The 25092-nt window shown below is 58.6% G+C and carries 24 protein-coding genes and 1 pseudogene; 21 read left to right on the top strand and 4 right to left on the bottom strand.

The genetic code is table 11. The features are described 5' to 3' along the window. Window positions 1-43 precede the first annotated feature (43 nt). On the bottom strand, window positions 44-3301 hold the full coding sequence (rne, locus tag BKD70_RS00810) for a ribonuclease E (protein WP_047276251.1): 3258 nt from the start codon (window positions 3299-3301) through the stop codon (window positions 44-46). A 720-nt stretch (window positions 3302-4021) separates the two neighbouring features. On the opposite strand from rne, the gene rluC reads away from it, so the two are divergent. From rluC to sppA, 3 genes are read left to right on the top strand one after another with little or no spacing between them, the layout of a single operon-like run. Beyond that, window positions 4022-4978 carry a 23S rRNA pseudouridine(955/2504/2580) synthase RluC gene (gene rluC, locus BKD70_RS00805; RefSeq protein WP_047276249.1) on the top strand — a complete coding sequence of 319 codons (957 nt, stop codon included), beginning with the start codon at window positions 4022-4024 and terminating at the stop codon, window positions 4976-4978. Further along, a complete protein-coding gene (locus BKD70_RS00800) occupies window positions 4968-5642 on the top strand; it encodes an HAD-IA family hydrolase (protein WP_047276247.1) in 675 nt (224 codons plus the stop codon). The genes rluC and BKD70_RS00800 overlap by 11 nt, the downstream gene beginning before the upstream one ends. An 8-nt stretch (window positions 5643-5650) precedes the next feature. Continuing rightward, entirely contained in the window at window positions 5651-6640 is a 990-nt protein-coding gene (gene sppA, locus BKD70_RS00795) for a signal peptide peptidase SppA (RefSeq protein WP_047276244.1), read from the top strand. 62 nt (window positions 6641-6702) lie between these two features. On the opposite strand, the gene BKD70_RS00790 is transcribed toward sppA, so the two are convergent. Then, window positions 6703-7281: a nucleoside triphosphate pyrophosphatase gene (locus BKD70_RS00790; protein WP_047276243.1), complete on the bottom strand. Its 579-nt coding sequence runs from the start codon at window positions 7279-7281 to the stop codon at window positions 6703-6705. A 105-nt stretch (window positions 7282-7386) separates the two neighbouring features. Between BKD70_RS00790 and BKD70_RS00785 the strand changes: the two genes are divergently transcribed. From BKD70_RS00785 to BKD70_RS00710, 16 genes are all read left to right on the top strand, one after another. Further along, a complete protein-coding gene (locus tag BKD70_RS00785; protein ID WP_047276241.1) occupies window positions 7387-7914 on the top strand; it encodes a YceD family protein in 528 nt (175 codons plus the stop codon). Between the two features lie 13 nt (window positions 7915-7927). After that, window positions 7928-8110 (top strand): 50S ribosomal protein L32, encoded by a 183-nt coding sequence (gene rpmF, locus BKD70_RS00780; protein WP_003442519.1) that lies wholly within the window; start codon window positions 7928-7930, stop codon window positions 8108-8110. A 4-nt stretch (window positions 8111-8114) separates the two neighbouring features. Continuing rightward, window positions 8115-9125, top strand: coding sequence for a phosphate acyltransferase PlsX (gene plsX / locus BKD70_RS00775; RefSeq protein WP_080960356.1), 1011 nt, complete (start codon window positions 8115-8117; stop codon window positions 9123-9125). A gap of 126 nt (window positions 9126-9251) precedes the next feature. Further along, a complete protein-coding gene (gene fabD / locus BKD70_RS00770) occupies window positions 9252-10190 on the top strand; it encodes an ACP S-malonyltransferase (RefSeq protein WP_047276238.1) in 939 nt (312 codons plus the stop codon). Between the two features lie 16 nt (window positions 10191-10206). Next, a complete protein-coding gene (gene fabG / locus BKD70_RS00765) occupies window positions 10207-10950 on the top strand; it encodes a 3-oxoacyl-ACP reductase FabG (protein ID WP_047276236.1) in 744 nt (247 codons plus the stop codon). Window positions 10951-11140: 190 nt separating this feature from the next. Further along, window positions 11141-11377 (top strand): acyl carrier protein, encoded by a 237-nt coding sequence (gene acpP, locus BKD70_RS00760; RefSeq protein ID WP_016973676.1) that lies wholly within the window; start codon window positions 11141-11143, stop codon window positions 11375-11377. A gap of 111 nt (window positions 11378-11488) precedes the next feature. Continuing rightward, window positions 11489-12733 (top strand): beta-ketoacyl-ACP synthase II, encoded by a 1245-nt coding sequence (gene fabF / locus BKD70_RS00755; protein ID WP_047276233.1) that lies wholly within the window; start codon window positions 11489-11491, stop codon window positions 12731-12733. Continuing rightward, window positions 12733-13551, top strand: coding sequence for an aminodeoxychorismate lyase (pabC, locus tag BKD70_RS00750; RefSeq protein WP_047276230.1), 819 nt, complete (start codon window positions 12733-12735; stop codon window positions 13549-13551). Before fabF ends, pabC begins: the two co-directional genes overlap by 1 nt. Before the next feature lie 3 nt (window positions 13552-13554). Then, window positions 13555-14664, top strand: coding sequence for an endolytic transglycosylase MltG (gene mltG, locus BKD70_RS00745; protein ID WP_047276228.1), 1110 nt, complete (start codon window positions 13555-13557; stop codon window positions 14662-14664). A gap of 22 nt (window positions 14665-14686) precedes the next feature. Next, window positions 14687-15319, top strand: coding sequence for a dTMP kinase (tmk, locus tag BKD70_RS00740; protein WP_047276226.1), 633 nt, complete (start codon window positions 14687-14689; stop codon window positions 15317-15319). Next, entirely contained in the window at window positions 15312-16298 is a 987-nt protein-coding gene (locus tag BKD70_RS00735; RefSeq protein ID WP_047276224.1) for a DNA polymerase III subunit delta', read from the top strand. Before tmk ends, BKD70_RS00735 begins: the two co-directional genes overlap by 8 nt. A gap of 30 nt (window positions 16299-16328) precedes the next feature. Then, window positions 16329-17114, top strand: coding sequence for a TatD family hydrolase (locus tag BKD70_RS00730; protein ID WP_047276222.1), 786 nt, complete (start codon window positions 16329-16331; stop codon window positions 17112-17114). 342 nt (window positions 17115-17456) lie between these two features. Next, a complete protein-coding gene (locus BKD70_RS00725; protein WP_047276220.1) occupies window positions 17457-18098 on the top strand; it encodes a TetR/AcrR family transcriptional regulator in 642 nt (213 codons plus the stop codon). 123 nt (window positions 18099-18221) lie between these two features. Then, window positions 18222-19190 (top strand): GTP 3',8-cyclase MoaA, encoded by a 969-nt coding sequence (locus BKD70_RS00720; RefSeq protein ID WP_047276218.1) that lies wholly within the window; start codon window positions 18222-18224, stop codon window positions 19188-19190. Window positions 19191-19291: 101 nt separating this feature from the next. Further along, window positions 19292-19897 (top strand): DUF4823 domain-containing protein, encoded by a 606-nt coding sequence (locus tag BKD70_RS00715; protein ID WP_047276217.1) that lies wholly within the window; start codon window positions 19292-19294, stop codon window positions 19895-19897. Window positions 19898-19912: 15 nt separating this feature from the next. After that, a complete protein-coding gene (locus BKD70_RS00710; RefSeq protein WP_047276438.1) occupies window positions 19913-20482 on the top strand; it encodes a DUF1285 domain-containing protein in 570 nt (189 codons plus the stop codon). A 4-nt stretch (window positions 20483-20486) separates the two neighbouring features. Here BKD70_RS00710 and BKD70_RS00705 read toward each other — a convergent pair whose 3' ends face one another. Then, a complete protein-coding gene (locus BKD70_RS00705) occupies window positions 20487-21551 on the bottom strand; it encodes an NAD(P)-dependent alcohol dehydrogenase (RefSeq protein ID WP_047276215.1) in 1065 nt (354 codons plus the stop codon). Between the two features lie 181 nt (window positions 21552-21732). On the opposite strand from BKD70_RS00705, the gene BKD70_RS00700 reads away from it, so the two are divergent. Beyond that, window positions 21733-22629, top strand: coding sequence for an AraC family transcriptional regulator (locus BKD70_RS00700; protein ID WP_047276212.1), 897 nt, complete (start codon window positions 21733-21735; stop codon window positions 22627-22629). Between the two features lie 135 nt (window positions 22630-22764). Here BKD70_RS00700 and BKD70_RS00695 read toward each other — a convergent pair whose 3' ends face one another. Continuing rightward, window positions 22765-24429: an electron transfer flavoprotein-ubiquinone oxidoreductase gene (locus tag BKD70_RS00695; RefSeq protein WP_047276211.1), complete on the bottom strand. Its 1665-nt coding sequence runs from the start codon at window positions 24427-24429 to the stop codon at window positions 22765-22767. Between the two features lie 552 nt (window positions 24430-24981). Here BKD70_RS00695 and BKD70_RS23985 point away from each other — a divergent pair. Next, window positions 24982-25092: pseudogene (locus tag BKD70_RS23985) on the top strand (electron transfer flavoprotein subunit beta/FixA family protein); the annotation flags it as partial.

Raw genomic sequence — 25092 nt, 5'->3', positions numbered from 1 at the left:
CCCGCCTGATTGCTCAGGCGGGGCTTTTTAACAGCGGCTGGAATCAGGCGAGGGGTTTAGGCTCGTGTTCTTCTTCCAGGGCTTTAGGGTTTTGCTCGACCAGGTCTTCGACGGAACGCAGGTTTTCGTCGACGGTTGGCGTCGTGTGCTCTGCAACGGCCTCGGTAGCTTGCGCTTGAGCAGCGGCTGCGGCAGCAGCGGCTTCACGCTTGCGGCGACGCACTTCACGTGGGTCGTTAGGGGCGCGACCGTTGCTGGTCAGGGCGCTTGCCACAGGCGCTGCAACGACAGCCACTTCAACTACCTCAGCCTTCACAATCACTTCAACCGGTTCTGGTTGGGCGATTACTTCAGGTTCAGCAGGCTGCGGCGCAGCGGGTGCTTCTTCAATCATCACAGGCTCGGCAACGGGTTCGCGCAGGGTGCGCGCTTCCTTGACGGGCTCAGGACGCTTTTCAAAAGCAGGCTTTTCAACGACTGGCGCTTGTACAACCGGCGTCTCTGCCGCTGGGGCCTCTGCAACAGGCTCTGCTGTCAGTTCGACGGGTGCTTCAATCACAGGCGCAGGCTCGGAAGCGGCCTTGATCTGAGGCTGAGTCTCTTGGGCCGGAGCCACTTCAACTTCAGGCGCTTTAACCGTTTCGACCGGTGTGGTGGCTTCAATCACGGGAGTTTCAACGACTGGCGCTTGCGCTACCGGTGTTTCAACAACAGGCGTTTCAACAACCGGTGCCGAAGCAGCGGGCGTTTCAACAATCGCCACGGCCTTGGTTTGCTCAGCAACTACGGTTTCAGCCGGAGCCGATTCCTGGGTTGCCGCGGTCGCCCGTTCGGCTTGCTGATTGGCCTGGGCTTCAGCTGGGGCGCTGATTACAGTGCTGGCAACGGCTTCTGTCACGGCCAGACCGGCCGCCAGTTCAGCTGTGGTGGCTGGCGCGTTTTCAGCTTTGGCTTCTTCGCTGCCTTCTTCCGAGCCTTCGATCACATTGCCGTTGGCATCACGTTGGCGCTCGCGACGATTGCTGCGACGACGCTGACCGCGTGAGCGGCGACGTGGGCGATCGCCCTCCGCGTTGTCCTGGGCATCATCCTGGATTTGTTCGGCGTTGCTCAGAGCGGCTTCGTCTTCGACAGCAGGCGTGGCTTGCTCTGTGCGAGGGGCGCGTTCTTCACGTGGCGGGCGAGGTTGACGCTCTTCACGGGGTGGGCGGGCCGGACGTTCTTGCTCAGGGGTGATGGCCGGAGCGGCATCCAGAGGTTCGCGCAATTCACGCACGCGCTCTTCACGTTCGCCACGCGGCTTGCGGTCTTCACGCGGTGCGCGTGGAGCGCGCTCTTCACGGGGTGGACGAGGTTGACGCTCTTCACGTGCTACAACCGGTGTCTCTTCACGAGGTTCACGGGCTTCACGCGGCTCACGCGGGGCGCGCTCTTCACGAGGTGCACGCTCTTCGCGAGGCTTGCGCTCTTCGTCGCGGCGACCGTTGCGATTGCGGCTTTGCTGGCGGCCGTTGCGACGCTCTTCGTTACGCTGCGGACGTTCAGTGGCCGGTTTTTCAACCACGGTCGGCGCCGGTGCTGGCTCTTCCTTGGAGGCAAACAGGCTGACCAGTGACTTCACCAGGCCTTTGAACAGGCTTGGCTCAGCGATGGTTGGCGCGGGAGCCGGTGCAGCGGCAGCGGCAGCTTCGGTCGGGACCGGCGCCGAGGTGCGGGCCGGGGCTGTCTTGACGGCAGCTTCCTGACGAACCAGGGTGCGGGTGGCAGCAGCCGGCTGAACTTCTTCCACTTCAGCGGCAGCCGCGGCGATTTCATAGCTGGACTGATTGGTGTGGGCTTCCGGGCTGTCATCACGCAGGCGCTGCACTTCGAAGTGAGGCGTTTCGAGGTGGTCGTTCGGCAGAATGACGATGCGTGCACGAGTCCGCAGTTCGATCTTGGTGATCGAGTTGCGTTTTTCGTTAAGCAGGAACGCAGCAACCGGGATTGGTACCTGGGCGCGAACTTCGGCAGTACGGTCTTTCAGGGCTTCTTCTTCGATCAGGCGCAGGATGGCCAGCGACAGGGACTCGACGTCGCGGATGATGCCGGTGCCGTTGCAGCGCGGGCATACGATGCCGCTGCTTTCGCCCAGAGAAGGACGAAGACGCTGACGGGACATTTCCAGCAAGCCGAAGCGCGAGATGCGGCCGACCTGTACGCGGGCACGGTCTGCTTCCAGGCATTCGCGGACTTTCTCTTCCACGGCGCGCTGGTTTTTGGCAGGGGTCATGTCGATGAAGTCGATGACGATCAGGCCGCCGATGTCGCGCAGGCGCAACTGGCGAGCGATTTCTTCAGCCGCTTCAAGGTTGGTTTGCAGGGCGGTTTCTTCGATATCGCTGCCTTTGGTGGCGCGCGCCGAGTTGATGTCGATGGACACCAGGGCTTCGGTCGGGTCGATAACGATGGAGCCGCCGGAAGGCAGTTCAACGACGCGCTGGAAAGCGGTCTCGATCTGGCTTTCGATCTGGAAACGATTGAACAGCGGAACGCTGTCTTCGTAGAGTTTGATTTTGCTGGCGTACTGCGGCATCACCTGGCGAATGAATGTCAGGGCTTCGTCCTGGGCTTCAACGCTGTCGATCAGAACTTCACCGATGTCCTGGCGCAGGTAATCGCGGATGGCACGGATGATGACGTTGCTTTCCTGGTAGATCAGGAACGGGGCAGCGCGGTCCAGCGAGGCTTCTTTGATGGCGGTCCACAGTTGCAGCAGGTAGTCGAGGTCCCACTGCATTTCTTCGCTGCTGCGGCCCAGGCCGGCAGTGCGCACGATCAGGCCCATGTCGGCAGGGGCGATCAGGCCGTTCAGCGCTTCACGCAGTTCGTTGCGCTCTTCGCCTTCAATGCGGCGCGAGATGCCGCCAGCGCGCGGGTTGTTCGGCATCAGAACCAGATAACGACCGGCCAGGCTGATGAACGTGGTCAGGGCTGCGCCCTTGTTGCCACGCTCTTCTTTCTCGACTTGAACGATGACTTCCTGGCCTTCGCTCAGGACGTCCTTGATATTGACGCGGCCTTCTGGGGCTTTCTTGAAGTATTCGCGGGAGATTTCTTTGAGGGGCAGGAAGCCGTGGCGCTCAGAGCCGAAATCGACAAAGGCAGCCTCAAGGCTGGGTTCGATGCGAGTAATACGGCCTTTGTAGATGTTGGCTTTCTTTTGCTCGCGCGCACCTGACTCGATGTCCAGGTCATAGAGGCGTTGGCCATCTACCAGTGCTACGCGCAACTCTTCAGGTTGAGTTGCGTTAATCAGCATTCTTTTCATGTTGTACCGTCGGTTTCCGGGCTGCCGGAAACGGCGTTCGGCACACACGACTTCTCATGGTCGGTGTCAGGTGCGTCAGGAGTAGTTGGCCACTCCAGTGTCCAGCGAGGTTCAACCCGGAGGCCGAAGTCGCGACTAACGCGTCCTGCTTGCTGTGGTGCTAATGCACCGCCTTAAGCAAAAGTCTGGTCAGGAGGAGGAATCAACCGGCGGCTGTGGACGAGATGAAGCGTCTTGATAAAGCCTATTGCTACACAGTCCGGCGGTTGTGCATCTCCACCCTACACGTATCCCTGATAATTCGGGTGCTGCCGCGCGCAGAATCCGCAGCGGGTTGGCATTTACCGTGAACTCCAAAAGGGGAGGCCACGCATCATGGCTAATAAAGGCGAAGTTTCCGAAACATTCGCTCGGCATCCCCGGGGCTGACTGCACTTTGTGAACTGGCCGTGAATATCGGCGTAAAAGGCGAGTTTGCACTCTGCTTTCCAGGCTCGCTTCAGGCCTCATGTCACCTGCGCTTGTTACAACTCCAGGCATTCCGTTGCAGCAAAAGTCCCGTAGGACGGCCTCGCGTCCTCGTGAAGAGCGTTGGTCAGGGCCGGCGATACACCGTTAATCCGCTGTCCGGGCCGCTTTTGGCGGCGTTCGCGACTATAGCAGCAATGATTAAGTGCTTCAATTCCATAAAAAATTGTTATCATCCGCGCCATGACGACGACTACCCCCCCGACCCCCAGCGTCCAGCTGCTTGAGGTCTCGCCGGAATATGCCGGCCAACGCATTGATAACTTTCTTCTTGCTCGCCTCAAAGGTGTTCCCAAGACCTTGATTTACCGCATTTTGCGTAAAGGCGAAGTGCGCGTGAACAAGGGCCGGATCAAGCCTGAGTACAAGCTTCAGGCGGGCGATATCGTGCGCGTGCCCCCTGTGCGAGTCCCTGAGCGCGATGAGCCTGTGCCGTTGGCGCAAGGGCTGTTGCAGCGGCTTGAAGCGGCGATTGTCTACGAAGACAAGGCCTTGATTGTGCTGAACAAGCCCGCGGGCATTGCGGTGCATGGGGGCAGCGGTCTTAATTTCGGCGTTATTGAAGCCTTTCGTCAGTTGCGCCCCGATGTCAAAGAGTTGGAGCTGGTGCATCGTCTCGACCGTGATACCTCGGGTCTGCTGATGATCGCCAAAAAACGCAGCATGTTGCGTCACTTGCATGAGGCGTTGCGTGGCGACGGTATCGACAAGCGCTACATGGCACTGGTGCGCGGTCATTGGGCGTCTTCCATCAAGCAGGTGCGTGCGCCGTTGATGAAAAGCAACTTGCGTTCCGGCGAGCGCATGGTGGAAGTCAATGAAGAGGGCAAGGAATCGGTCACGGTGTTTAAGGTGCTGCGTCGCTTCGGCGACTTCGCCACCCTGATTGAGGCCAAGCCCATTACCGGTCGTACCCACCAGATCCGCGTGCACACGTTGCATGCCGGGCACTGCATTGCGGGCGATACCAAGTACGGCGAAGAAGGTTTCTCGAAAGAAATTCGCGATCTGGGTGGCAAGCGTTTGTTCTTGCACGCCTACATGCTGACGGTGCCGATGCCGGATGGGGGCGAAATGAAATTTCAGGCGCCGGTCGACGACATGTGGGCCAAGACCGTGGAGCGACTGAGTGTCGTCTGAGTACAAGCTGCTGATTTTTGATTGGGATGGCACGCTGGCGGATTCCATCGGCCGTATCGTGACCTCGATGCAAGAAGCTGCGCAGCGCGCAGGGCGTGCCGAGCGTGATGATGAGGCGATCAAGGGCATTATCGGGCTGGGGTTGCCTGAGGCAATTCTGACGCTTTATCCCGATATGGCGCCAGAGCAGGTGATTGCCTTCCGTCAGCACTATGCGAATACCTATATTGCCCTGGATGCCGAGCCTTCCCCTTTGTTTGCCGGTGTGGCCGAGTCGCTTGAGGCTTTTCGTGCGCAGGGCTATCGTCTGGCTGTTGCAACAGGTAAGGCTCGACGGGGGCTGGATCGCGTGCTCAAGGCTCACGGCTGGGAGCGTTTTTTCGACGTGACCCGCGCCGCCGATGAAACGGCCAGCAAGCCAGATCCCTTGATGCTCAATCAGATTCTCGCGCACTGCGACATGCGGCCGGAGCAGGCGCTGATGGTGGGTGATGCCTCCTTTGACCTGCTAATGGCGCGCAGTGCCGGTATTGATTCGGTTGCTGTGAGTTACGGGGCTCAGTCGATTGAGCGTTTGCGTGACTTTGACCCGGTGCTGGAGGTTGATCATTTTCCCGAGTTGCGTGGCTGGTTGGAGGCGCGCGCTCATTCACGTCTTTGCTGAGGTAACGCATGGTTGATCAATGGAAGGCGCCTGTCGAGGCTGAGCCCGCCGCGGGCGATGACAAGAGCTGGAAGCTGCTGGAAAAAACCTTGCTGGCCGGTATTCAGGAGCAGCGCCGAGCGCGGCGCTGGGGGATTTTCTTCAAGCTGCTCTCATTCTTGTTGCTGGTGGCTGTGCTGTTGACCTTCACGCCATTGATGGAGATGGAGCGCAATGTCGCTTCGGGTACGCACTACAGTGCATTGATCGATGTGCGGGGTGTGATCGCCGATAAAGAGCAGGCCAGCGCCGACAATCTGGTGACCAGCCTGCAAGCGGCGTTTGACGATCCGAAGGTTAAAGGCGTGGTGCTGCGCATCAATAGCCCGGGCGGCAGTCCCGTGCAGTCGGGTTACGTGTACGACGAAATACGCCGTCTGCGCGGGTTGCACCCCGAGACCAAGGTGTATGCGGTGATCTCTGATCTGGGCGCTTCAGGTGCTTATTACATTGCCAGCGCGGCCGATGAGATTTATGCCGACAAGGCCAGTCTGGTGGGTTCGATTGGTGTTACGGCGGCCGGTTTTGGATTTGTTGGCGCCATGGAGAAGCTCGGCGTGCAGCGTCGCGCTTACACCTCGGGCGAGCATAAGGCGTTTCTGGATCCGTTTGAGCCTGAGAAGCCGGATGAAACCAAGTTCTGGCAGGGCGTACTCAATATTACCCATGAGCAGTTCATTGCCAGCGTCAAACAAGGGCGCGGCGATCGTCTGAAGGATAAAGAGCATCCCGAGTTGTTTTCGGGGCTGGTCTGGACGGGGCAGCAGGCACTGCCTTTGGGGTTGATCGATGGGCTGGGTAATGCCAGTTCTGTTGCACGTGATGTGATCGGTGAGAAAGAGCTGGTCGACTTTACGGTGCAAGAATCGGCGTTCGATCGCTTCTCTAAAAAGCTGGGTGCCAGCGTGGCGGAGCATATCGCCCTGTGGATGGGGTTTCAGGGCCCGACCCTTCGCTAAGAGGGAATGTCGCTTGAAGAGCCGACCTGAGAAGGTCGGCTTTTTTGTGTCCGGGCCAGGCGTCAGGGGATGCTGATGCCTTCATTAATAAGCATGGTCACAAGGCTGATAAGCGGCAGCCCGACCAGGCTGGTGGCGTCATCGCCCTCGGTGCGCTCAAACAGGCTGACCCCGAGGCCTTCTGCTTTGAAGCTGCCAGCGCAGTCGTAGGGTTGCTCGGCATGCAGGTAGCGTTCGATCTGTTGCGTGGTGAGCGGGCGCATGTGCACGGTAAAAGGTACGCAGTCGGTCTGGTACTTGCCGGTCTGGCTGTTGAGCAGCGTCAGCCCGGTCAGGAAGCTGACGCTGGCGCCGCTGGCGTCCAGCAGTTGCTGGCGCGCATTGTCAAAGGTGTGAGGCTTGCCAAGGATCTTTGCGTCAAGGACGGCTACTTGGTCGGAGCCGATGATCAGATGCTGTGGGTGGCTGTCAGCCAGGGCTTGCGCCTTTTGCAGGGACAGGCGCCGGACCAGTTCCGTTGCGCTCTCGTCAGGGGAGTGGGCTTCGTCAATATCGGGTGAGCTGCACGTGAAAGGAAGGCGCAGGCGGTCGAGCAATTGGCGGCGATAAACCGAGCTTGAGGCGAGTAATAAAGGCAGCATGCGCGTCTCCTGAGGGTGAGCGGCGATTCTAGCGGGCGCACGGGATGTCGCACAGGCACAATTTCCTTTGACAGGTGAGGGGGTCGTCCCTAGAATGCTGCGCCTATGTTGAATGACCCGATTCCACCTCACGTTGACCCGCGCAAATTGGCTGATCGTGGCACTACCCTTCAAGGTGAAGTGCTGCTGGCCGATTTGGAGAGACTCTGCGACCCGCTTTCCGACGATGTCGGTACGGTGCAGGCTAAATTTGTTTTTGAGCGCGACGAGCGAAGATCTGTGGTAATACACAGTTCCATCGACGTCGAGGTCAAGATGGTTTGCCAGCGTTGTCTTGAGCTGGTCACCCTGCCGATCCACAGCGAATGCAGTTATGCCGTGGTGAAAGAGGGTGCGAATACCCAGTCGTTACCGAAAGGTTATGACGTGCTGGAACTGGGCGAAGATCCATTGGATCTGCATGCACTGATCGAGGAGGAGCTTTTGCTCGCCTTGCCCATTGTGCCTGCTCATCATCCGGAAGAATGCCAGCAGCCGGCGGGTCTCGATGAGCCCGATCCAGGCGAGGACGAGGTAACGCGGTCCAACCCGTTCAGTGTATTGGCGCAGTTAAAGCGTGACCCAAACGTTTAGGAGTTAATCAATTATGGCTGTTCAGCAGAACAAAAAATCCCGCTCTGCCCGTGACATGCGTCGTTCGCACGATGCTCTTTCGGCTAGCACGCTGTCTGTAGAAAAAACCACCGGTGAAATTCACCTGCGTCACCACGTATCGCCAGAAGGCGTATACCGTGGTCGTAAAGTGATCGACAAGGGCGCTGACGAGTAATCACTTGTCCGTTCAGGTCATCGCGATCGACGCAATGGGCGGGGACTTCGGTCCCCGCAGCATTGTTCAGGCATGTATCGCTTGCCTATCTGCTACGCCCTCGCTTCACCTGACCCTCGTAGGTCAACCCTCCGTACTTGAAGATTTGATCACCAGTCATTCGGCTGTGGATCGCTCGCGCCTGACCATTACTCCTGCCTCCGAAGTCATTGCCATGAGTGAACGGCCGTCCCATGCCTTGCGTGGTAAGCCGGACTCTTCCATGCGTGTGGCGCTGGAATTGTTGCGTGATGGCAAAGTGCAAGCGTGTGTGAGTTCCGGCAATACGGGTGCATTGATGGCCCTGTCGCGGTTTGTCCTTAAAACCCTGCCGGGTATTGATCGTCCGGCAATGGTTGCGGCGGTGCCGACGCAGGCAGGCTATTGTCAGTTGCTGGATCTCGGGGCCAATGTCGACTGCACTGCGCAGCAGTTGTTTCAGTTTGCCGTGATGGGGTCGGTGGCTGCGCAGGCGCTGGGTACACAACGCCCGCGCGTGGCGCTGCTCAATATTGGCACGGAAGACATCAAGGGCAATCAGCAGGTCAAGGAGGCCGCCAGTCTGCTTCAGGCTGCGCCGGGTTTGAATTACATCGGTTTTGTCGAGGGTGACGGGCTGTATCGGGGTGAAGCAGACGTCATCGTGTGCGACGGATTTGTCGGCAATATCCTGCTCAAGTCTAGCGAAGGTCTGGCCACCATGATTGGTGGGCGCATTGAAGCCTTGTTCAAGCGCACGCTTTTGGGTCGTTTTGTCGGTGTTCTGGCCTTGCCTTTGTTGCGCCGCCTGCAGGCTGATCTGGCGCCTGCCCGGCACAATGGGGCGAGTTTTCTAGGGTTGCAGGGCATTGTGATCAAGAGTCACGGTTCGGCAGGTGCTCAGGGCTTTCAAAGTGCGATAGAGCGCGCATTGATTGAAATCCATGAAGACCTGCCAAAGCGTTTACATGGGCGTCTTGAAGGGTTGTTACCGTAGGCGTTTTGCCGGCCGAGTGCTTAAATGTGACCGCTCGGTCCAAACAGCCATCCAACTGTCAGTTTCTTGCGTCCGCAATGGCGGAACGTCAATTCACCGACGACCAGATTATTAGGGGCTTGTTACATGTCTACATCCCTCGCATTCGTCTTTCCAGGGCAGGGTTCGCAGTCCCTCGGCATGTTGGCCGAGCTGGGCGCGGCACATCCGCTGGTCCTGGAAACATTTAAAGAAGCGTCTGACGCTCTGGGTTACGACCTGTGGGCGTTGACCCAGGAAGGCCCTGCCGAGAAGCTCAATCAAACTGATATTACCCAGCCTGCGATTCTGACGGCCTCGATTGCCTTGTGGCGCTTGTGGTTGGCCGAAGGTGGCAAGCGTCCTGATTATGTCGCGGGCCATAGCTTGGGCGAATACAGCGCACTGGTTGCTGCTGAATGCCTGACCCTGGCTGAAGCGGTCAAGCTGGTAGAGCGTCGTGGCCGTCTGATGCAGGAGGCCGTACCGGCCGGTCAGGGCGCCATGGCGGCGATTCTGGGCCTTGATGATGCCGTTGTTATCCAGGCATGTGCAGAGGCTGCGCAAGGCGAAGTCGTCAGTGCAGTGAATTTCAACTCGCCGGGCCAAGTGGTGATCGCCGGTGCCAAGGCGGCGGTTGAACGTGCCATGGAGCTGTGCAAGGCGGCGGGCGCCAAACGCGCCTTGCCGCTACCGGTGAGCGTACCGTCGCACTGCGAACTGATGCGCCCGGCGGCAGAACGTTTTGCCGAGTCGATTGAAGCCATTGACTGGCAAATGCCGAAGATCTCGCTGGTGCAAAACGTCAGTGCCGCTGTGGCCGGTGACCTGGACACCCTCAAGCGCGATTCGCTTGAGCAGCTGTACAAGCCTGTGCGTTGGGTTGAGTCGGTTCAATGCCTGGCGGCCAATGGCCCGGTTGATCTGGTTGAATGCGGCCCGGGCAAGGTTTTGGTCGGCATCAGCAAGCGTTGTGCTGAAGGCGTCACCACCCACAATTTGAATACCCCGGATGCCTTCGCCGCTGCGCGTGCGGCACTGGACTGAATCAGGAGAATTCTGCATGAGCTTGCAAGGTAAAGTTGCACTGGTAACAGGCGCTAGCCGTGGCATTGGCCAGGCGATCGCACTGGAGTTGGGGCGTCAGGGCGCCATCGTTATCGGCACCGCGACCTCGGCCTCTGGCGCTGAGCGCATTGCCGCGACGCTGAAAGAAAACGGCGTTCAAGGCACCGGCATGGAACTCAACGTCACTAATGACGAATCGGTTGCGGCGGTGTTGGCCAGCATTCAGGAGCAATTCGGTGCGCCGGCAATTCTGGTCAATAATGCCGGTATCACCCGCGATAACCTGATGATGCGCATGAAAGACGACGAGTGGCATGACGTTGTCGATACCAACCTGAACAGTCTGTTCCGCCTGTCCAAGGGTGTTTTGCGTGGCATGACCAAGGCGCGTTGGGGTCGAATTATCAACATTGGGTCGGTTGTGGGTGCCATGGGCAACGCAGGCCAAGTAAACTATGCCGCGGCCAAAGCCGGCCTTGAAGGTTTCAGCCGTGCTCTGGCGCGTGAAGTGGGCTCGCGCTCCATCACGGTCAACTCGGTAGCGCCCGGTTTTATCGATACCGACATGACGCGCGAATTGCCTGAAGCACAGCGTGAAGCGTTGCTGACACAGATTCCACTGGGTCGTCTGGGGCAGGCTCAAGAGATCGCGAATGTGGTGTCTTTCCTGGCTTCGGACGGCGCAGCTTACGTGACTGGGGCTACAATCCCGGTCAACGGCGGGATGTACATGAGTTAAATGTGACGGATTGCTTCAAAAAAATGTCATACGAGCTGTCTAAAATCCGTTATAAAGCTGCATCTTTTTATAGGTAGCCGGTCATTGCGGGGCACGTGCAAAGCTTTCAGTTGAAAAATTGAAAAGCCTTTAGATACACTTGCCCACTGGCCAGCTGCCTGAATTTGTCCATTAGGAGTGAAAACAAGGTATGAGCACCATCGAAGAACGCGTCAAGAAAATCGTTGCCGAGCAACTGGGCGTTAAAGAAGAAGAAGTGACCAACAGCGCTTCCTTCGTTGAAGACCTGGGTGCCGACTCCCTTGACACCGTTGAGCTTGTGATGGCTCTGGAAGAGGAATTCGAGACCGAAATTCCTGACGAAGAAGCTGAGAAGATCACTACTGTACAAGCTGCTATCGATTACGTTACTGCCCACCAGGCGTAATAGTTTGTAATCGTTGCACGCTGTCATGGAAAAACCGCACTGCCGCTCAGGCGTGCGGTTTTTTCTTTAGGCGTGATGCAAAGTGTCGTCAATAGAATAAAGGAGAGTGCTGTGTCGCGTAGACGCGTCGTAGTCACCGGTATGGGGATGTTGTCGCCACTGGGTGCGGATGTTCCGAGCACCTGGCAAGGCATTCTGGCAGGCCGCAGTGGCATTGGTCTGATCGAACACACGGATCTTTCTGCCTATTCCACCCGTTTTGGCGGCTCGGTACAGGGCTTTAACGTCGAGGATTACCTCTCCGTCAAAGAAGCCCGAAAACTTGACCTGTTTATTCAATACGGTTTGGCAGCTGGTTTTCAGGCAGTGCGTAATGCCGGCCTTGAAGTCACTGACGCCAATCGTGAGCGCATCGGTGTGGCGATGGGGTCGGGTATTGGCGGTTTGACCAATATCGAAGAAACCAGCCGTACCTTGCACGAACAAGGCCCACGACGGATTTCTCCGTTTTTTGTGCCGGGTTCGATCATCAATATGATTTCCGGGTTCCTGTCTATCCATTTGGGGACACAGGGGCCTAACTATGCCATCTCGACCGCGTGTACCACAGGTACGCACTGCATCGGCATGGCGGCGCGCAATATTGCCTACGGCGAAGCCGATGTCATGATTGCTGGCGGTGCCGAAATGGCGGCGTGCGGTCTGGGTATGGGCGGCTTTGGCGCGTCACGTGCGCTGTCGACGCGCAACGATGACCCGACACGCGCCAGTCGCCCGTGGGACAAAGGCCGTGACGGCTTTGTGCTGTCGGACGGTGCCGGTGCATTGGTGCTTGAGGAACTTGAGCACGCCAAGGCTCGCGGCGCGACCATCTATGCCGAGCTGATCGGTTTCGGGATGAGCGGCGACGCTTATCACATGACCTCGCCACCGGCAGACGGTGCAGGCGCGGCACGTTGCATCACCAATGCTTTGCGTGATGCGAAGGTGAACGTTGAGCAAGTGCAATACATCAATGCACACGGCACGTCGACGCCTGCCGGTGACCTGGCAGAAGTCTCGGCGATCAAGTCGGTGTTCGGTGACCACGCCTACCAGTTGGCAGTCAGCTCGACCAAGTCAATGACCGGTCACTTGCTCGGTGCAGCAGGCGCAGTGGAGGCAATTTTCAGCGTACTGGCCATCAACAGTCAGATCGCCCCGCCGACCATCAACCTCGACGAGCCCGATGAAGGCTGCGATCTGGATTTTGTGCCGCATACGCCGCGCGAAATGCCGATTGATGTCGTGCTCTCCAACTCCTTCGGGTTTGGTGGCACCAACGGCTCACTGGTTTTCCGCCGGTACGCCGAGTGATGCACAGTTGGGTCGACGGTCTGCCAGTTGACGGTTTGTCGTCGCTCAAGGACCGTGGGCTCGCCTACGGTGATGGGTTGTTTGAAACCATTGCCGTCAAGGCAGGGCACCCTTTGTTGCTGGAGCTGCACCTGCAGCGCCTGGCCCTGGGGTGCTCCCGGTTGGCGATCGCTGCGGATCATGTGTTGATCCGCAGTGAGTTGCTGGCTTACGCGCAGCAAATGGGCGACGGCATTCTCAAGCTCATCCTGACCCGCGGCGACAGCCAGCGCGGGTATGGCGCGTCACCCGGGGCCCAGCCTCGAAGAATTCTGCAAGCCAGTCCCTCTGCTTCCTATCCACAGGCCAATGCCCGTGACGGGGTTGTTCTGTTTGACTGTGCCACCCGCTTGTCCGAACAGCCGTTGTTGGCGGGGCTCAAGCACCTCAATCGACTGGAGCAAGTGCTGGCCCGTTCCGAATGGCAAGACCCGGCCTACGCCGAAGGGTTGATGCGCGATACCTCCGGGCGGGTCGTTGAAGGGGTCTTCAGTAACCTATTTCTGGTGCAGGACGGGAGGTTGCTGACGCCCGATTTGCAACGCAGCGGCGTGGCCGGCGTTATGCGCGCAGCGTTACTCGCGCAGGCCGCGCGCCTGGCGATCCCGTGCCATATCACCGACATCAGCCTTGAGCAGTTGCAACAGGCCGATGAACTCTTTGTCTGTAACAGCGTGTATGGCGTTTGGCCCGTACGCGCATTTGCCGACCTGAGCTGGCCGGTGGGGCCGCTCACCCGTAAACTGCAAGGCATTGCCCGCACCCTATTGGATGTTTGATTCGTGAAACGTAAATTCTTGCTGCTGCTGGAGACAGGTCTGGTGCTGGCGGGCTTGATGCTGGGCGCTGGTGCCTGGAAGCTCAACGCTGCGCTTGAGCAACCGCTGAACCTGACCCAAGAGCAACTGCTTGATGTGCCCGCTGGCGCAACCCCGACCGGGACGTTCAATCGCCTTGAGGCCGACGACACACTCAGCGACGCATTTTGGCTGCGCCTGTATTGGCGCTTCAACCTGGCGGGGCAGCCGCTGCACAGCGGCGAGTACCGGATGACGCCCGGCATGACGGCGAGTGACCTTATTGGCCTGTGGCAGCGTGGCGAAGTGGTGCAATACAGCCTGACGCTGGTCGAAGGCTGGAATTTCCGCCAGGTGCGCAGTGCGCTGGCCCGTCATGAAAAAATCGAACAGACACTCGACGGCCTGAGCGACAGCGAAGTGATGACGAAGCTCGGTCATCCGGGTGAATTCCCTGAAGGCCGGTTTTTCCCCGACACCTACCGTTTTGTACGCGGCATGAGTGACGCGCAGCTCCTTGAAAAAGCCTACGACCGCCTGCACAAAGTGCTGGCCGAAGAGTGGGAGCAGCGCGACCCGGCGGTGCCTTATATCGATCCCTACCAGGCGTTGACCATGGCGTCGCTGGTCGAGAAAGAAACCGGTGTGCCTCACGAGCGTGGGCAAATAGCGGGGGTGTTTGTGCGTCGCATGAAAATCGGCATGCCTTTGCAGACCGATCCGACCGTCATTTATGGTCTGGGGGAGCGGTACAACGGTAAGTTGACCCGCGCCCACCTGCGCGAGCCGACGCCCTACAACACTTACACCATCCCCGGACTGCCGCCGACACCGATTGCCATGGTGGGGCGCGAGGCGATTCACGCAGCGTTGCACCCGGTCAGCGGCAGCAGCCTGTATTTTGTGGCCAAGGGCGATGGCAGCCATACGTTCTCAGACGATCTGGACGCGCACAACAACGCCGTTCGCGAGTTTCAGATCAAGCGCCGTGCCGACTACCGTTCAAGCCCCGCGCCCGCGTCTGACACGACGCCGCCGGCCGAGCCTGCGGTTGAGCCGTCACCCGCTGAAACCGAGCCGAAAGGCGAGCAATGACACTGATGAAGGACCGCAGCCTGTGACTGGCTTGTTTATTACCCTGGAAGGCCCCGAAGGTGCGGGCAAGAGCACCAACCGCGAGTACCTGGCTGCACGCTTGCGCGAGGCGGGCATCGACGTGGTGCTGACCCGCGAACCGGGTGGAACTCCCTTGGCCGAGCGCATCCGTGAGCTGTTACTCACACCGAGCGAAGATGCCATGTGTGCCGATACCGAGCTGCTGCTGGTGTTCGCGGCACGCGCCCAGCATTTGGCCGAGGTCATCCGCCCGGCATTGGCCCGCGGTGCGGTGGTGTTGTGCGACCGGTTTACCGACGCCACCTATGCGTATCAGGGCGGCGGTCGAGGTTTGTCGCACGCCCGTATCGCAGCGCTTGAAGCGTTTGTGCAAGGCGATCTGCGTCCGGATTTGACGCTGGTATTCGACTTGCCGATCGAAGTCGGCATGGCTCGTGCCAGTGCGCGCGGGCGTCTGGATCGTTTTGAACAGGAAGGCCGTACTTTCTTCGATGCCGTTCGCAGCACGTATTTGCAACGCGCCGAGGCCGCGCCACAGCGTTATCGACTGATCGACGCTGCTCAAACCCTGGAGCAGGTCCAGCTTCAACTGGATACCCTGCTGCCACAACTACTGGGCATGTACCGTGGCTGAGGTGTATCCGTGGCAAGACGACTTATGGCAGCAAATGGCCGGGCGTGCTCAGCATGCGCATGCTTACTTGCTGCACGGGCCAGCGGGGATCGGCAAACGGGCCCTTGCCGAGCGTCTGATGGCCAGTCTGTTGTGCAAGCAGCCTGCAGGTCTTGAAGCGTGCGGCACGTGCAAATCCTGTTTATTGCTGGCCGCGGGCAGCCATCCCGACAACTACATTCTTGAGCCCGAAGAGGCCGACAAGGCGATCAAGGTCGATCAAGTGCGCGAGCTGGTGAGTTTTGTCGTGCAGACGGCCCAGTTGGGCGGGCGCAAGGTGGTGCTGGTTGAGCCTGTTGAGGCCATGAACATCAATGCTGCCAATGCCTTGCTGAAAAGTCTGGAAGAACCCTCGGGCGATACGGTGTTGCTGTTGGTCAGCCACCAGTCCAGCCGTTTGCTGCCCACCATCCGCAGCCGCTGTGTTCAGCAGGCCTGCCCACTGCCGGGCGAGGCGCTGAGCCTGCACTGGTTGGCCACGGCCTTGCCCGATTGCAGTGCCCAGGAGCGTGTGGAGTTGCTGACCCTGGCGGCCGGTTCGCCTTTGGCGGCGGTCAAGTTGCAGGCCCAAGGCGTGCGCGAGCAGCGGGCAGCGGTGGTGGAGGGGGTGAAAAAACTGCTCAAGCATCAGCAATCGGCCACTCAGTTGGCGGAAAGCTGGAATGCGATTCCCTTGCTGCTGCTGTTTGACTGGTTCTGCGACTGGTCGAGCCTGATTCTGCGCTATCAATTGACGCAGGATGAGTCAGGCCTCGGTCTGGAAGACATGCGCAAAGTGCTGCAATACCTGGCACAGAAAACCCCGCAGGAAAAAGTGTTGAACATTCAGGACTGGATTCTTGCCCAGCGTCAGAAAGTGCTGGGCAAAGCCAACCTCAATCGTGTGCTGTTGCTCGAAGCGTTACTGGTGCAATGGGCAAGCCTGCCCGGCCAGCGCTGATCTGATTCAAATTCCACGCAGGTGATTACTATGCTCGTCGACTCCCATTGCCATCTCGACCGTCTCGATTTAAGCGCCCACGACGGCTCGCTGGATGCCGCGCTGCAAGCGGCACGGGCACGGGGTGTGGGGCACTTTCTGTGCATTGGTGTCAGTGCCGACAATGCGGCCGATGTCAAAGCCCTGACTGATCGTTACGACGATGTCGATTGCTCGGTGGGCGTCCATCCTCTGGACGTACAGCCCGGTGCGGCTCCGGCGCTGGACTGGTTGCTCAGCGAGTTGAACCATCCGCGCGTTGTGGCTATCGGTGAAACCGGTCTGGATTATCACTACGAGCCTGAAGCGGCCCAATTGCAGCAAATGTCATTTCGCGTTCACCTTGAGGCTGCGCAGAAGACCGGCAAGCCTGTGGTCGTTCATACCCGTGGTGCCCGGGCCGATACATTGACGCTGCTGCGTGAGGCGGCCTTGCTCCAGGCGGGCGTGCTGCATTGCTTTACCGAAGACTGGGAGATGGCCAAGGCTGCGCTGGACCTGGGGTTTTACATTTCATTGTCGGGCATCGTGACCTTCCGCAATGCCGATGCGCTGCGCGATGTGGCGCGACAGGTGCCTGCCGACCGCTTGCTGGTGGAGACCGATTCCCCTTACCTCGCCCCCATTCCTTACCGTGGCAAGCCGAATCTTCCGCAATACGTGCGCGAAGTGGCAGAGTTCCTCGCCATGCTGCGTGGTGAGTCCTACGAACGCTTTGCAGAGCAGACCACCGAAAACTTCCAGCGCCTGTTCCCGTTGGCGCGGCTCCAACGCTGATCGGAGCGTGCGGCACACAGGCAAAAAAAACCCGGGCTCTGGGGGAATCCGGGTTAAGACCATTAGGAGTAAAACAAAGGCACACAGTCCCTGGCGGCCTTTATCGGCGAAGCACTTGGGGGGATGTACCGCCGACTCCTTTAGTATTGGTCAGCTTTAACGGGCGTCCAGTCCTGGCTGTACATTTTTTAAACAGATTTGGAATACCCGTGATTCGGTTGAGTACGCATTAGCTGCCGCACAATTTACCTGCACCCATCGATTTGCAGGATGATCCGTGCAATTTAGCGTGACTTAGGCATAATACCGGGCTTCGATTTTGACCCCTACAGACCTTTTCTTATGCACAAAGAACCCCGTAAGGTCCGTGAGTTTCGTCGCCGTGAGCAAGAAATTCTCGATACCGCGCTCAAGCTGTTCCTCGAACAGGGTGAAGACAGCGTCACCGTCGAGATGATTGCGGATGCCGTCGGTATCGGCAAAGGCACCATTTACAAGCACTTCAAGTCCAAGGCCGAGATCTACCTGCGCCTGATGCTCGATTACGAGCGCGATTTGAACGAGTTGCTGCATTCCGCTGATGTGGACAAGGATAAGGAAGCGCTGTCGCGTGCCTACTTTGAATTCCGCATGCGCGATCCTCAGCGTTATCGGCTGTTTGACCGGCTTGAAGAAAAGGTCGTCAAAGGCAATCAGGTGCCTGAGCTGGTGGAGGAGTTACACAAGATTCGCGCGTCGAATTTTGAGCGCCTGACCCTGCTGATCAAGGGCCGTATCAGCGAAGGCAAGCTGGAAGATGTGCCGCCTTACTTCCACTATTGCGCCGCCTGGGCATTGGTACACGGCGCCGTGGCGCTGTATCACTCGCCGTTCTGGAGCAATGTGCTGGAAGACCAGGAAGGTTTTTTCCAGTTCCTGATGGACATCGGTGTGCGCATGGGCAACAAGCGCAAGCGCGATTCAGACAGCCCGGCGGTGGAATAATCCCGCTGCCTGGGCCTGCATGGCACCTTGGCGTGCTGCCTATACTCAGGCGTGGGTCTTGCCAAAATCTGATACTTGAGTCAGGTTTTGGCGCACCCCCTTTTTCGCGTGCCGGAGTCATCCATGATCGTTGACCGCCAGGGCAGACAATTTCGCAATTTGCGTATCAGTCTGACGTCAGCTTGCAACTATGCCTGCACCTATTGCGTGCCCAACGGCAAGAGGCTGGTGGCGGCGCAGGACGAGTTGTCGGCCCAAGCCATGGCGCGTGGAGTGGCCTACTTGATAGAAGCCGCGGGGATTGAGCGTTTGCGCATTACCGGGGGCGAGCCGCTGGTAAGCCCCAAGCTTGAGACCTTTATGCGCGAAGTCGGGCAGTTGGGCCTGAGTGAGATCAGCCTGACCACCAATGGCCAACTGCTCGCGCGCAAATTGCCGTTATTGAGAGAGGCGGGCATCCGTCGCCTGAATGTCTCCCTGGATACGCTGAACCCCGACGCCTTTCGCACGATTGCTCGCGGCGGCGACCTGGCGACGGTGCTCGACGGGTTGCGTCAGGCCAGCGATGCCGGCATGAAAATCAAGGTCAATATGGTGCCGTTGCGTGGTCAGAACCTCGATCAGGTCATACCACTGCTCGAATACTGTCTGGCGCGAGGGTACGAGCTGCGCTTTATCGAACTCATGCGCATGGGGCATCTGGCCAGTGACGGGAACGGGTTTCTGCAACAATTCGTCAGCCTGCAACAACTGCTCGCGTTGATCGGTGAGCGTCACGAGTATTTGCAGGCCGATGCGCCGGTGGATGCCACTGCTGTGCGCTACCAGATCCCCGGGCGTGGGTATTTCGGGGTTATTGCCAACGAAAGCGTACCGTTTTGCCGAACCTGTTCGCGTTTGCGACTCTCCTCTACCGGTTGGCTGCACGGCTGTTTATCGTCAAGCAATCGCCATTATGTCGGCGACTTGCTCAACAAGCCCCGTCATGAAGCCCTTCCGGCGTTGCAGGGGCTGCTAATGAAAGCCTTGGGCGATAAACAGGACGTCGCCTTCTCGGGCGGCGCCACCGTGATGAAAATCATCGGCGGATAGCGTGCGAGATCCCAAAATCCGAACAGCGGCTTAAACTGGCGCGCAAACTGCATCACGCGGCTATTCGCCGGTTTTTTGTCGCCGGTCATCGGGAGATCAGGATGCGTAGTCTGTTTGTTTTGCTGGCTTTGTTGGCGCTGGGTGGGTGCATGAAGGTCAGCGACCTGGGCGAAGGCGCGCGTGATCAAATGAGTGATGCCGGTCTGCTGGACCACAGCAACACGCGTCGCAGCAATTCACTGCGCATTCAGCCTGACTCCTTTATTTACATTGCCCAAGGCCCCTTCAAGCCGATTGGCGATCCTTATGTGCGGCCCAATGTGGTCGCAGAAGAAGCGTTCAACGGCTTTGTTGAATACTTTCCGATGGTTCGTCGCGCCAAAGCGCCTGTCGGGCTGGATGATGCAATGACCGAGGCGCGGGGTTACGGCGCTCATTACTTGCTGTACACACGTTTTGCCCGGGCCGACGACCGCATTGGCAACAGTGATGAGTGGCTGGATCAGGAAGAAATCAGTCGTTTGGGCATCGACAGCGGTGTGATTCAAGTGATGTTGATCGAAACCAGCACCCAATACCTGATCGACACGGCGACCATCCGCAGCCGTGGTGGCTTACTGACCTTCCATGACAACAAACCCGCCGACCTGATTGGCCCGCCGCTGGCTAAGTACGCGCGCAGCTTGATAGGCTTGAGCGACCAATAAAGCGAGGGAATGACCATGAGCGATCCGGTAGACGTCAGTAATCTGTTGGCGCAAATCCCTAAAGCCGACAAGGGGCTGCCGCCGGTTCACTTGTGGGACACCGCCTTTTGCGGTGACATCGACATGCGCATTGCCCGTGATGGCACCTGGTATTACATGGGGACGCCCATTGGCCGCAAACCCATGGTCAAATTGTTCTCGACCATCATTCGTCGTGATGGCGATGATTATTTTTTGATCACACCCGTGGAAAAAGTCGGCATACAGGTCGATGACGCGCCCTTTGTGGCGGTGGCGCTGGATGTGCAGGGGCAAGGTGAGCAGCAGGTGTTGCGGTTCACCACTAATGTGGATGAGCTGATTGAGGCGGGGCGTGAACACCCGTTGCGGGTGGAGATCGACCCGGTGACCCAGGAGCCTGCGCCCTATCTGCGGGTGCGCCGTAACCTGGACGCGCTGATCCACCGCAATGTGTTCTACCAGTTGGTTGAGCTGGCGCAGTCGCGACCGATTGACGGCCAGTTGTGGCTCGGCGTCTGGAGCGACGGGGAGTTTTTCCCCATCGCCCCGGACCCGGGTGCGTAAACCCTTAGGCTTTCAGTGTTTTCATATCAATCACGAAGCGGTATTTCACGTCGCCTTTCTGCACGCGTTCAAATGCCTGATTGATGTTTTTGATGTCGAGCATTTCGATGTCGCAGGTGATGCCGTTGGCGGCGCTGAAGTCCAGCATCTCTTGCGTTTCAGCGATCCCGCCAATCAGCGAGCCGGCCAGCACGCGGCGCTTGAACACCAAATTGAAAGCATCCACAGCAGGTTCGACAGGCTCGATCAGGCCTACCAGAATGTGCACGCCGTCAAAGCGCAGGGTTTCGAGGTAGGGGTTGAGGTCGTGTTGCACCGGAATGGTGTCCAGCAAGAAGTCGAAGCTCCCGGCAGCAGCTTTCATTTGCTCGGCATCGGTGGAAACGATCACGTGATCGGCACCCTGACGACGGGCTTCTTCGGCCTTGGCGGCAGAGCGGGTGAACAGCGTCACTTCAGCGCCCATGGCCTTGGCGAACTTGATGCCCATGTGCCCCAGGCCGCCCATGCCCAGCACGCCTACCTTGTCGCCCGGTTCAACCCCGTAGTGTTGCAGCGGCGAGTAGGTGGTGATGCCAGCACACAACAGTGGCGCAGCGCTGGCCGGGTCTAGGTTTTCCGGGATGCGCACCACGAAGTCTTCGCGTACGACGATGCTGTCCGAGTAGCCGCCCATGGTGGTGGTGCCATCAATGCGGTCCGGCGAGCCGTATGTTTGAGTAAAACCTTCCAGGCAGTATTGCTCCAGGTCTTCCTTGCAGGCGGAGCATTCGCGGCAGGAGTCGACCATGCAACCCACTCCGACCAGATCGCCGACCTTGTACTTGGTCACATCGTTGCCAACAGCGGTCACTTTGCCGACGATTTCGTGGCCCGGCATGACCGGGTAAACGGCAAAGCCCCAATCGTTGTGCACCTGGTGAATATCGGAGTGGCACACGCCGCAGTACATGACCTCGATGGCGACATCGTCCGGGCGCGGAGCGCGGCGGTTGAACTGCATCGGCGCCAAGGGCGCAGAGGCGGTTTGAGCGGCGTAGCCGATGGCGTTGTAGGTGACGTTGGACATGGAGAACCTCGCGAAACGTTGACTGTAAACAAGGAGGTGATTTTGCGCTCGCCTGTCTTTGAGGACTATGACGATTCCTCCGCCTGTTATGCCTATTCCTCCGGCGTGTCGGGGTGGATCTGGTTTTAACGGTTAATTCTGCGAAGATGCGCCTGTCTATTCCTCCTGTGAAGTTGTCTGCATGTTTTTGACTCGCCATCGCGACGAGAATGCCACGCTGGTTTCATTGATCCAGCCGCTGGCCTCGTCAATCGGTTTTGTATCGACCTTGTTGCCCGAAGTGCGCGTGGTTTCAGCTTGTCGGGCGGTGGCGCGCATGCCGCAGATTTATGAGCCTAGCCTAATGGTCATCGCGCAGGGCAGTAAGTTGGCCTACCTCGGACAGCGGACTCTGGAGTATGGCGCGGGCCATTATCTGGTGCAGGCGCTGTCCGTCCCGTTCGAGTGCGAGACCTTTGCTTCGGAGCAAGTCCCTCTGCTGGGCGTGGCCATCAGCATCGACCGCGCCGTACTCGGCGAGCTGGTGCTGGCCATGGGGCTTGATCCTGATCGCAGCGCTGTGGCTCAAACCCCTGAGTCCATGACTTCTGCCGTGCTGGATGACGAAATGCGCCAGGCGGTTGAGCGGTTGTTGCGCTGTCTGCATGACCCTTTGGAGTGCCGGATCATGGGCAAGGCGCGGCTGCGCGAAGTGCTGTTTGCGGCCTTGCGAGGTCCGCAGGCGGGGGTGTTGCGGGCGCTGGTCGAGCAGCAAGGCCAGTTTGCGCGGGTGGCTGCGTCTTTGAGCCATTTGCACGCGCACTTTGCCGAGCCATTGAATGTCGAAACGCTGGCGCGTTGCGCGAACATGAGTGCCTCGACCTTTCATGAGCACTTCAAACGCAGCACGCTGTTGTCGCCCGTGCAGTACCTCAAGCGCTTGCGTTTATTGCGGGCTCAGCAGTTGCTGTTGAATGAGGGGTTGGGTGTTGCGCAGGTGGCAGAGCGGGTGGGCTATCAAAGTACTTCGCAGTTCAGTCGCGAGTACAAACGCTACTTCGAGCGCAGCCCCGGACATGAAGGGGCAGGAGGGGCGTAATCAGCAGTGCTTGAGTGTGCCTGTAGCCGTTGACGAGCAGCGCAAGGCTTTGGCCGAGGGCACGAGTGGCTCCGTATGCCGGGGCCGCTCGTTCCTTGTCATTGTCTCGTCAGCGGCTGACAGGCCGCTTCAGGCTTACATGTTCGGGTAGGTCGGACCGCCTGCGCCTTCCGGGGTCACCCAGGTGATGTTCTGCGACGGGTCTTTGATGTCGCACGTTTTGCAGTGAACGCAGTTTTGCGCGTTGATCTGGAAACGCTTCTCGCCACTTTCCTGAGTGATGACTTCATACACGCCCGCCGGGCAGTAGCGCTGCGCCGGTTCGTCGTACAACGGCAGGTTGACGTTGATCGGGATGTTCGGGTCGCGCAGCTTGAGGTGGCAAGGCTGCTCTTCTTCATGGTTGGTGCTGGAGAGGAACACGGAACTGAGCTTGTCGAAGCTGAGCTTGCCGTCAGGTTTCGGGTAGTCGATCTGCTTGCAGTCTTTGGCCAGCTTCAGGCACGCGTAGTCTGGTTTGTTGTCGTGCAGCGTGAACGGCAGTTTGCCGCCGAAGATGTTCTGATCCATCCAGTTGAAACCGCCGCCCAGGATAGGCCCGAACTTGTGCAGCGCCGGGCCGAAGTTACGGCTGGCGAACAGTTCGTCGAACAACCAGCTGCCTTTGAACGCTTCAACATACGTATTGAGCGCATCACCGCCTTCAGAACCGGCGAGCAGCGAATCCGCCACGGCATCCGCGGCGAGCATGCCGGACTTCATGGCCGTGTGGCTGCCCTTGATTTTGGAGAAGTTCAGCGTGCCCAGATCGCAGCCGATCAGTGCGCCGCCGTTGAACACCATTTTCGGCAGCGAGTTCAGGCCGCCTTTGCAAATGGCGCGGGCACCGTAACTGATGCGCTTGCCGCCTTCGAGGTACTGCTTGAGCACCGGGTGATGCTTGAGGCGCTGGAACTCATCGAACGGCGAGAGGAAGGTGTTGCTGTAGGACAGGTCAACAATCAGGCCGACCACCACCTGGTTGTTTTCCAGGTGATACAGGAATGAGCCGCCGGTGTTTTCGCTGCTCATGACGTCCAGTGGCCAGCCTGCGGTGTGAACCACAAGACCGGGCTTATGCTTGGACGGGTCGATTTCCCAGATTTCTTTCAGGCCGATGCCGTAATGCTGGCTGTCCGCGTCGGCGTCCAGCTTGAAGCGTTCGATCAGTTGCTTGCCGAGGTGGCCGCGGCAGCCTTCAGCGAACAGGGTGTATTTGCCGCGCAGTTCCATGCCGGGGGTGTACAGGCCTTCTTTCGGATTGCCTTCGCGGTCAACACCGAGGTCGCCGGTGATGATCCCGCGCACCACGTTGTTTTCATCGAACAGGACTTCCTGAGCGGCAAAGCCCGGATAGATTTCGACGCCCAGATTCTCGGCCTGTTGCGCCAGCCAGCGGCACAAATTGCCCAGCGAGATGATGTAGTTGCCTTCGTTGTGCATGGTCTTGGGCACAAACAGATCCGGCACCTTGGTCGAGGTCGTCTCACTGCGCAGTACATAGATGTCGTCACGGGTGACCGGGGTATTGAGCGGAGCGCCCAGTTCTTTCCAGTCCGGGAACAATTCGTTCAGGGCGCGGGGTTCAAACACGGCACCAGACAGGATGTGTGCACCGACTTCAGAGCCTTTTTCCACCACGCAGACGCTGATTTCGTTACCGGCTTCGGCGGCCTTCTGCTTCAAACGGCAGGCGGCGGACAAACCGGCAGGGCCGGCGCCGACGATGACCACGTCGAATTCCATGTATTCGCGTTCCACAGGCTATCTCCTACTCAAGGCTCAACGGTATTTTTCTAATTGGAGGTTTGGCGTTTCATCCATTATTTCCTCGGCGCAGGCTGAAGACGCAATGGATGACGCACCGCTCTCTCTAAGGGGCGGCATTATATCTACACCACCCGTGGGGTCCAATACAAACGTTTGTTTGAAATCGCTGTAACCCAGACAAATCAATGACGCGCGGCTCTAAAGTGGCCGATTTGCTGTATTGACCGCAAAAGGCGTTCCGGTCAAGATACGGGCGGTTTTGCGCTCGCCGTAGGCTGATTGTCGGTTTCAAGAGCACCTCTAAAGACAGGGCACAGGCATGAGCCTGATGGGGCCTGCCATTTTTTGAGCGAAGTTTACACGTCATTGCGATGAATGACTTACCAGTCACATCCGATAAGCGGTCGCAAGGGAAGTTTTGGGCACTCGTCTTTCTTTATATAAGCAGGGCAACGATCTTTGGAGGTGCCCTTGTGCTGATGAGCATCAACCGCCAGGTTCGCCTAGGCGACTTTCTTTTCACCGGAGAGTAACGAGGAATCCATGAAGGTTCTTGTAGCTGTCAAACGAGTGGTCGATTACAACGTTAAAGTTCGCGTCAAGGCGGACAACTCCGGCGTTGACCTCGCCAACGTCAAGATGTCGATGAACCCC

The sequence above is a fragment of the Pseudomonas sp. BS-2016 genome, assembly GCF_001806145.1.
Taxonomy (GTDB): Bacteria; Pseudomonadota; Gammaproteobacteria; order Pseudomonadales; family Pseudomonadaceae; genus Aquipseudomonas; species Aquipseudomonas lundensis.
Note: the sequence above shows the minus strand (reverse complement) of the source record. Positions and strands in the feature narration are given on the sequence as shown.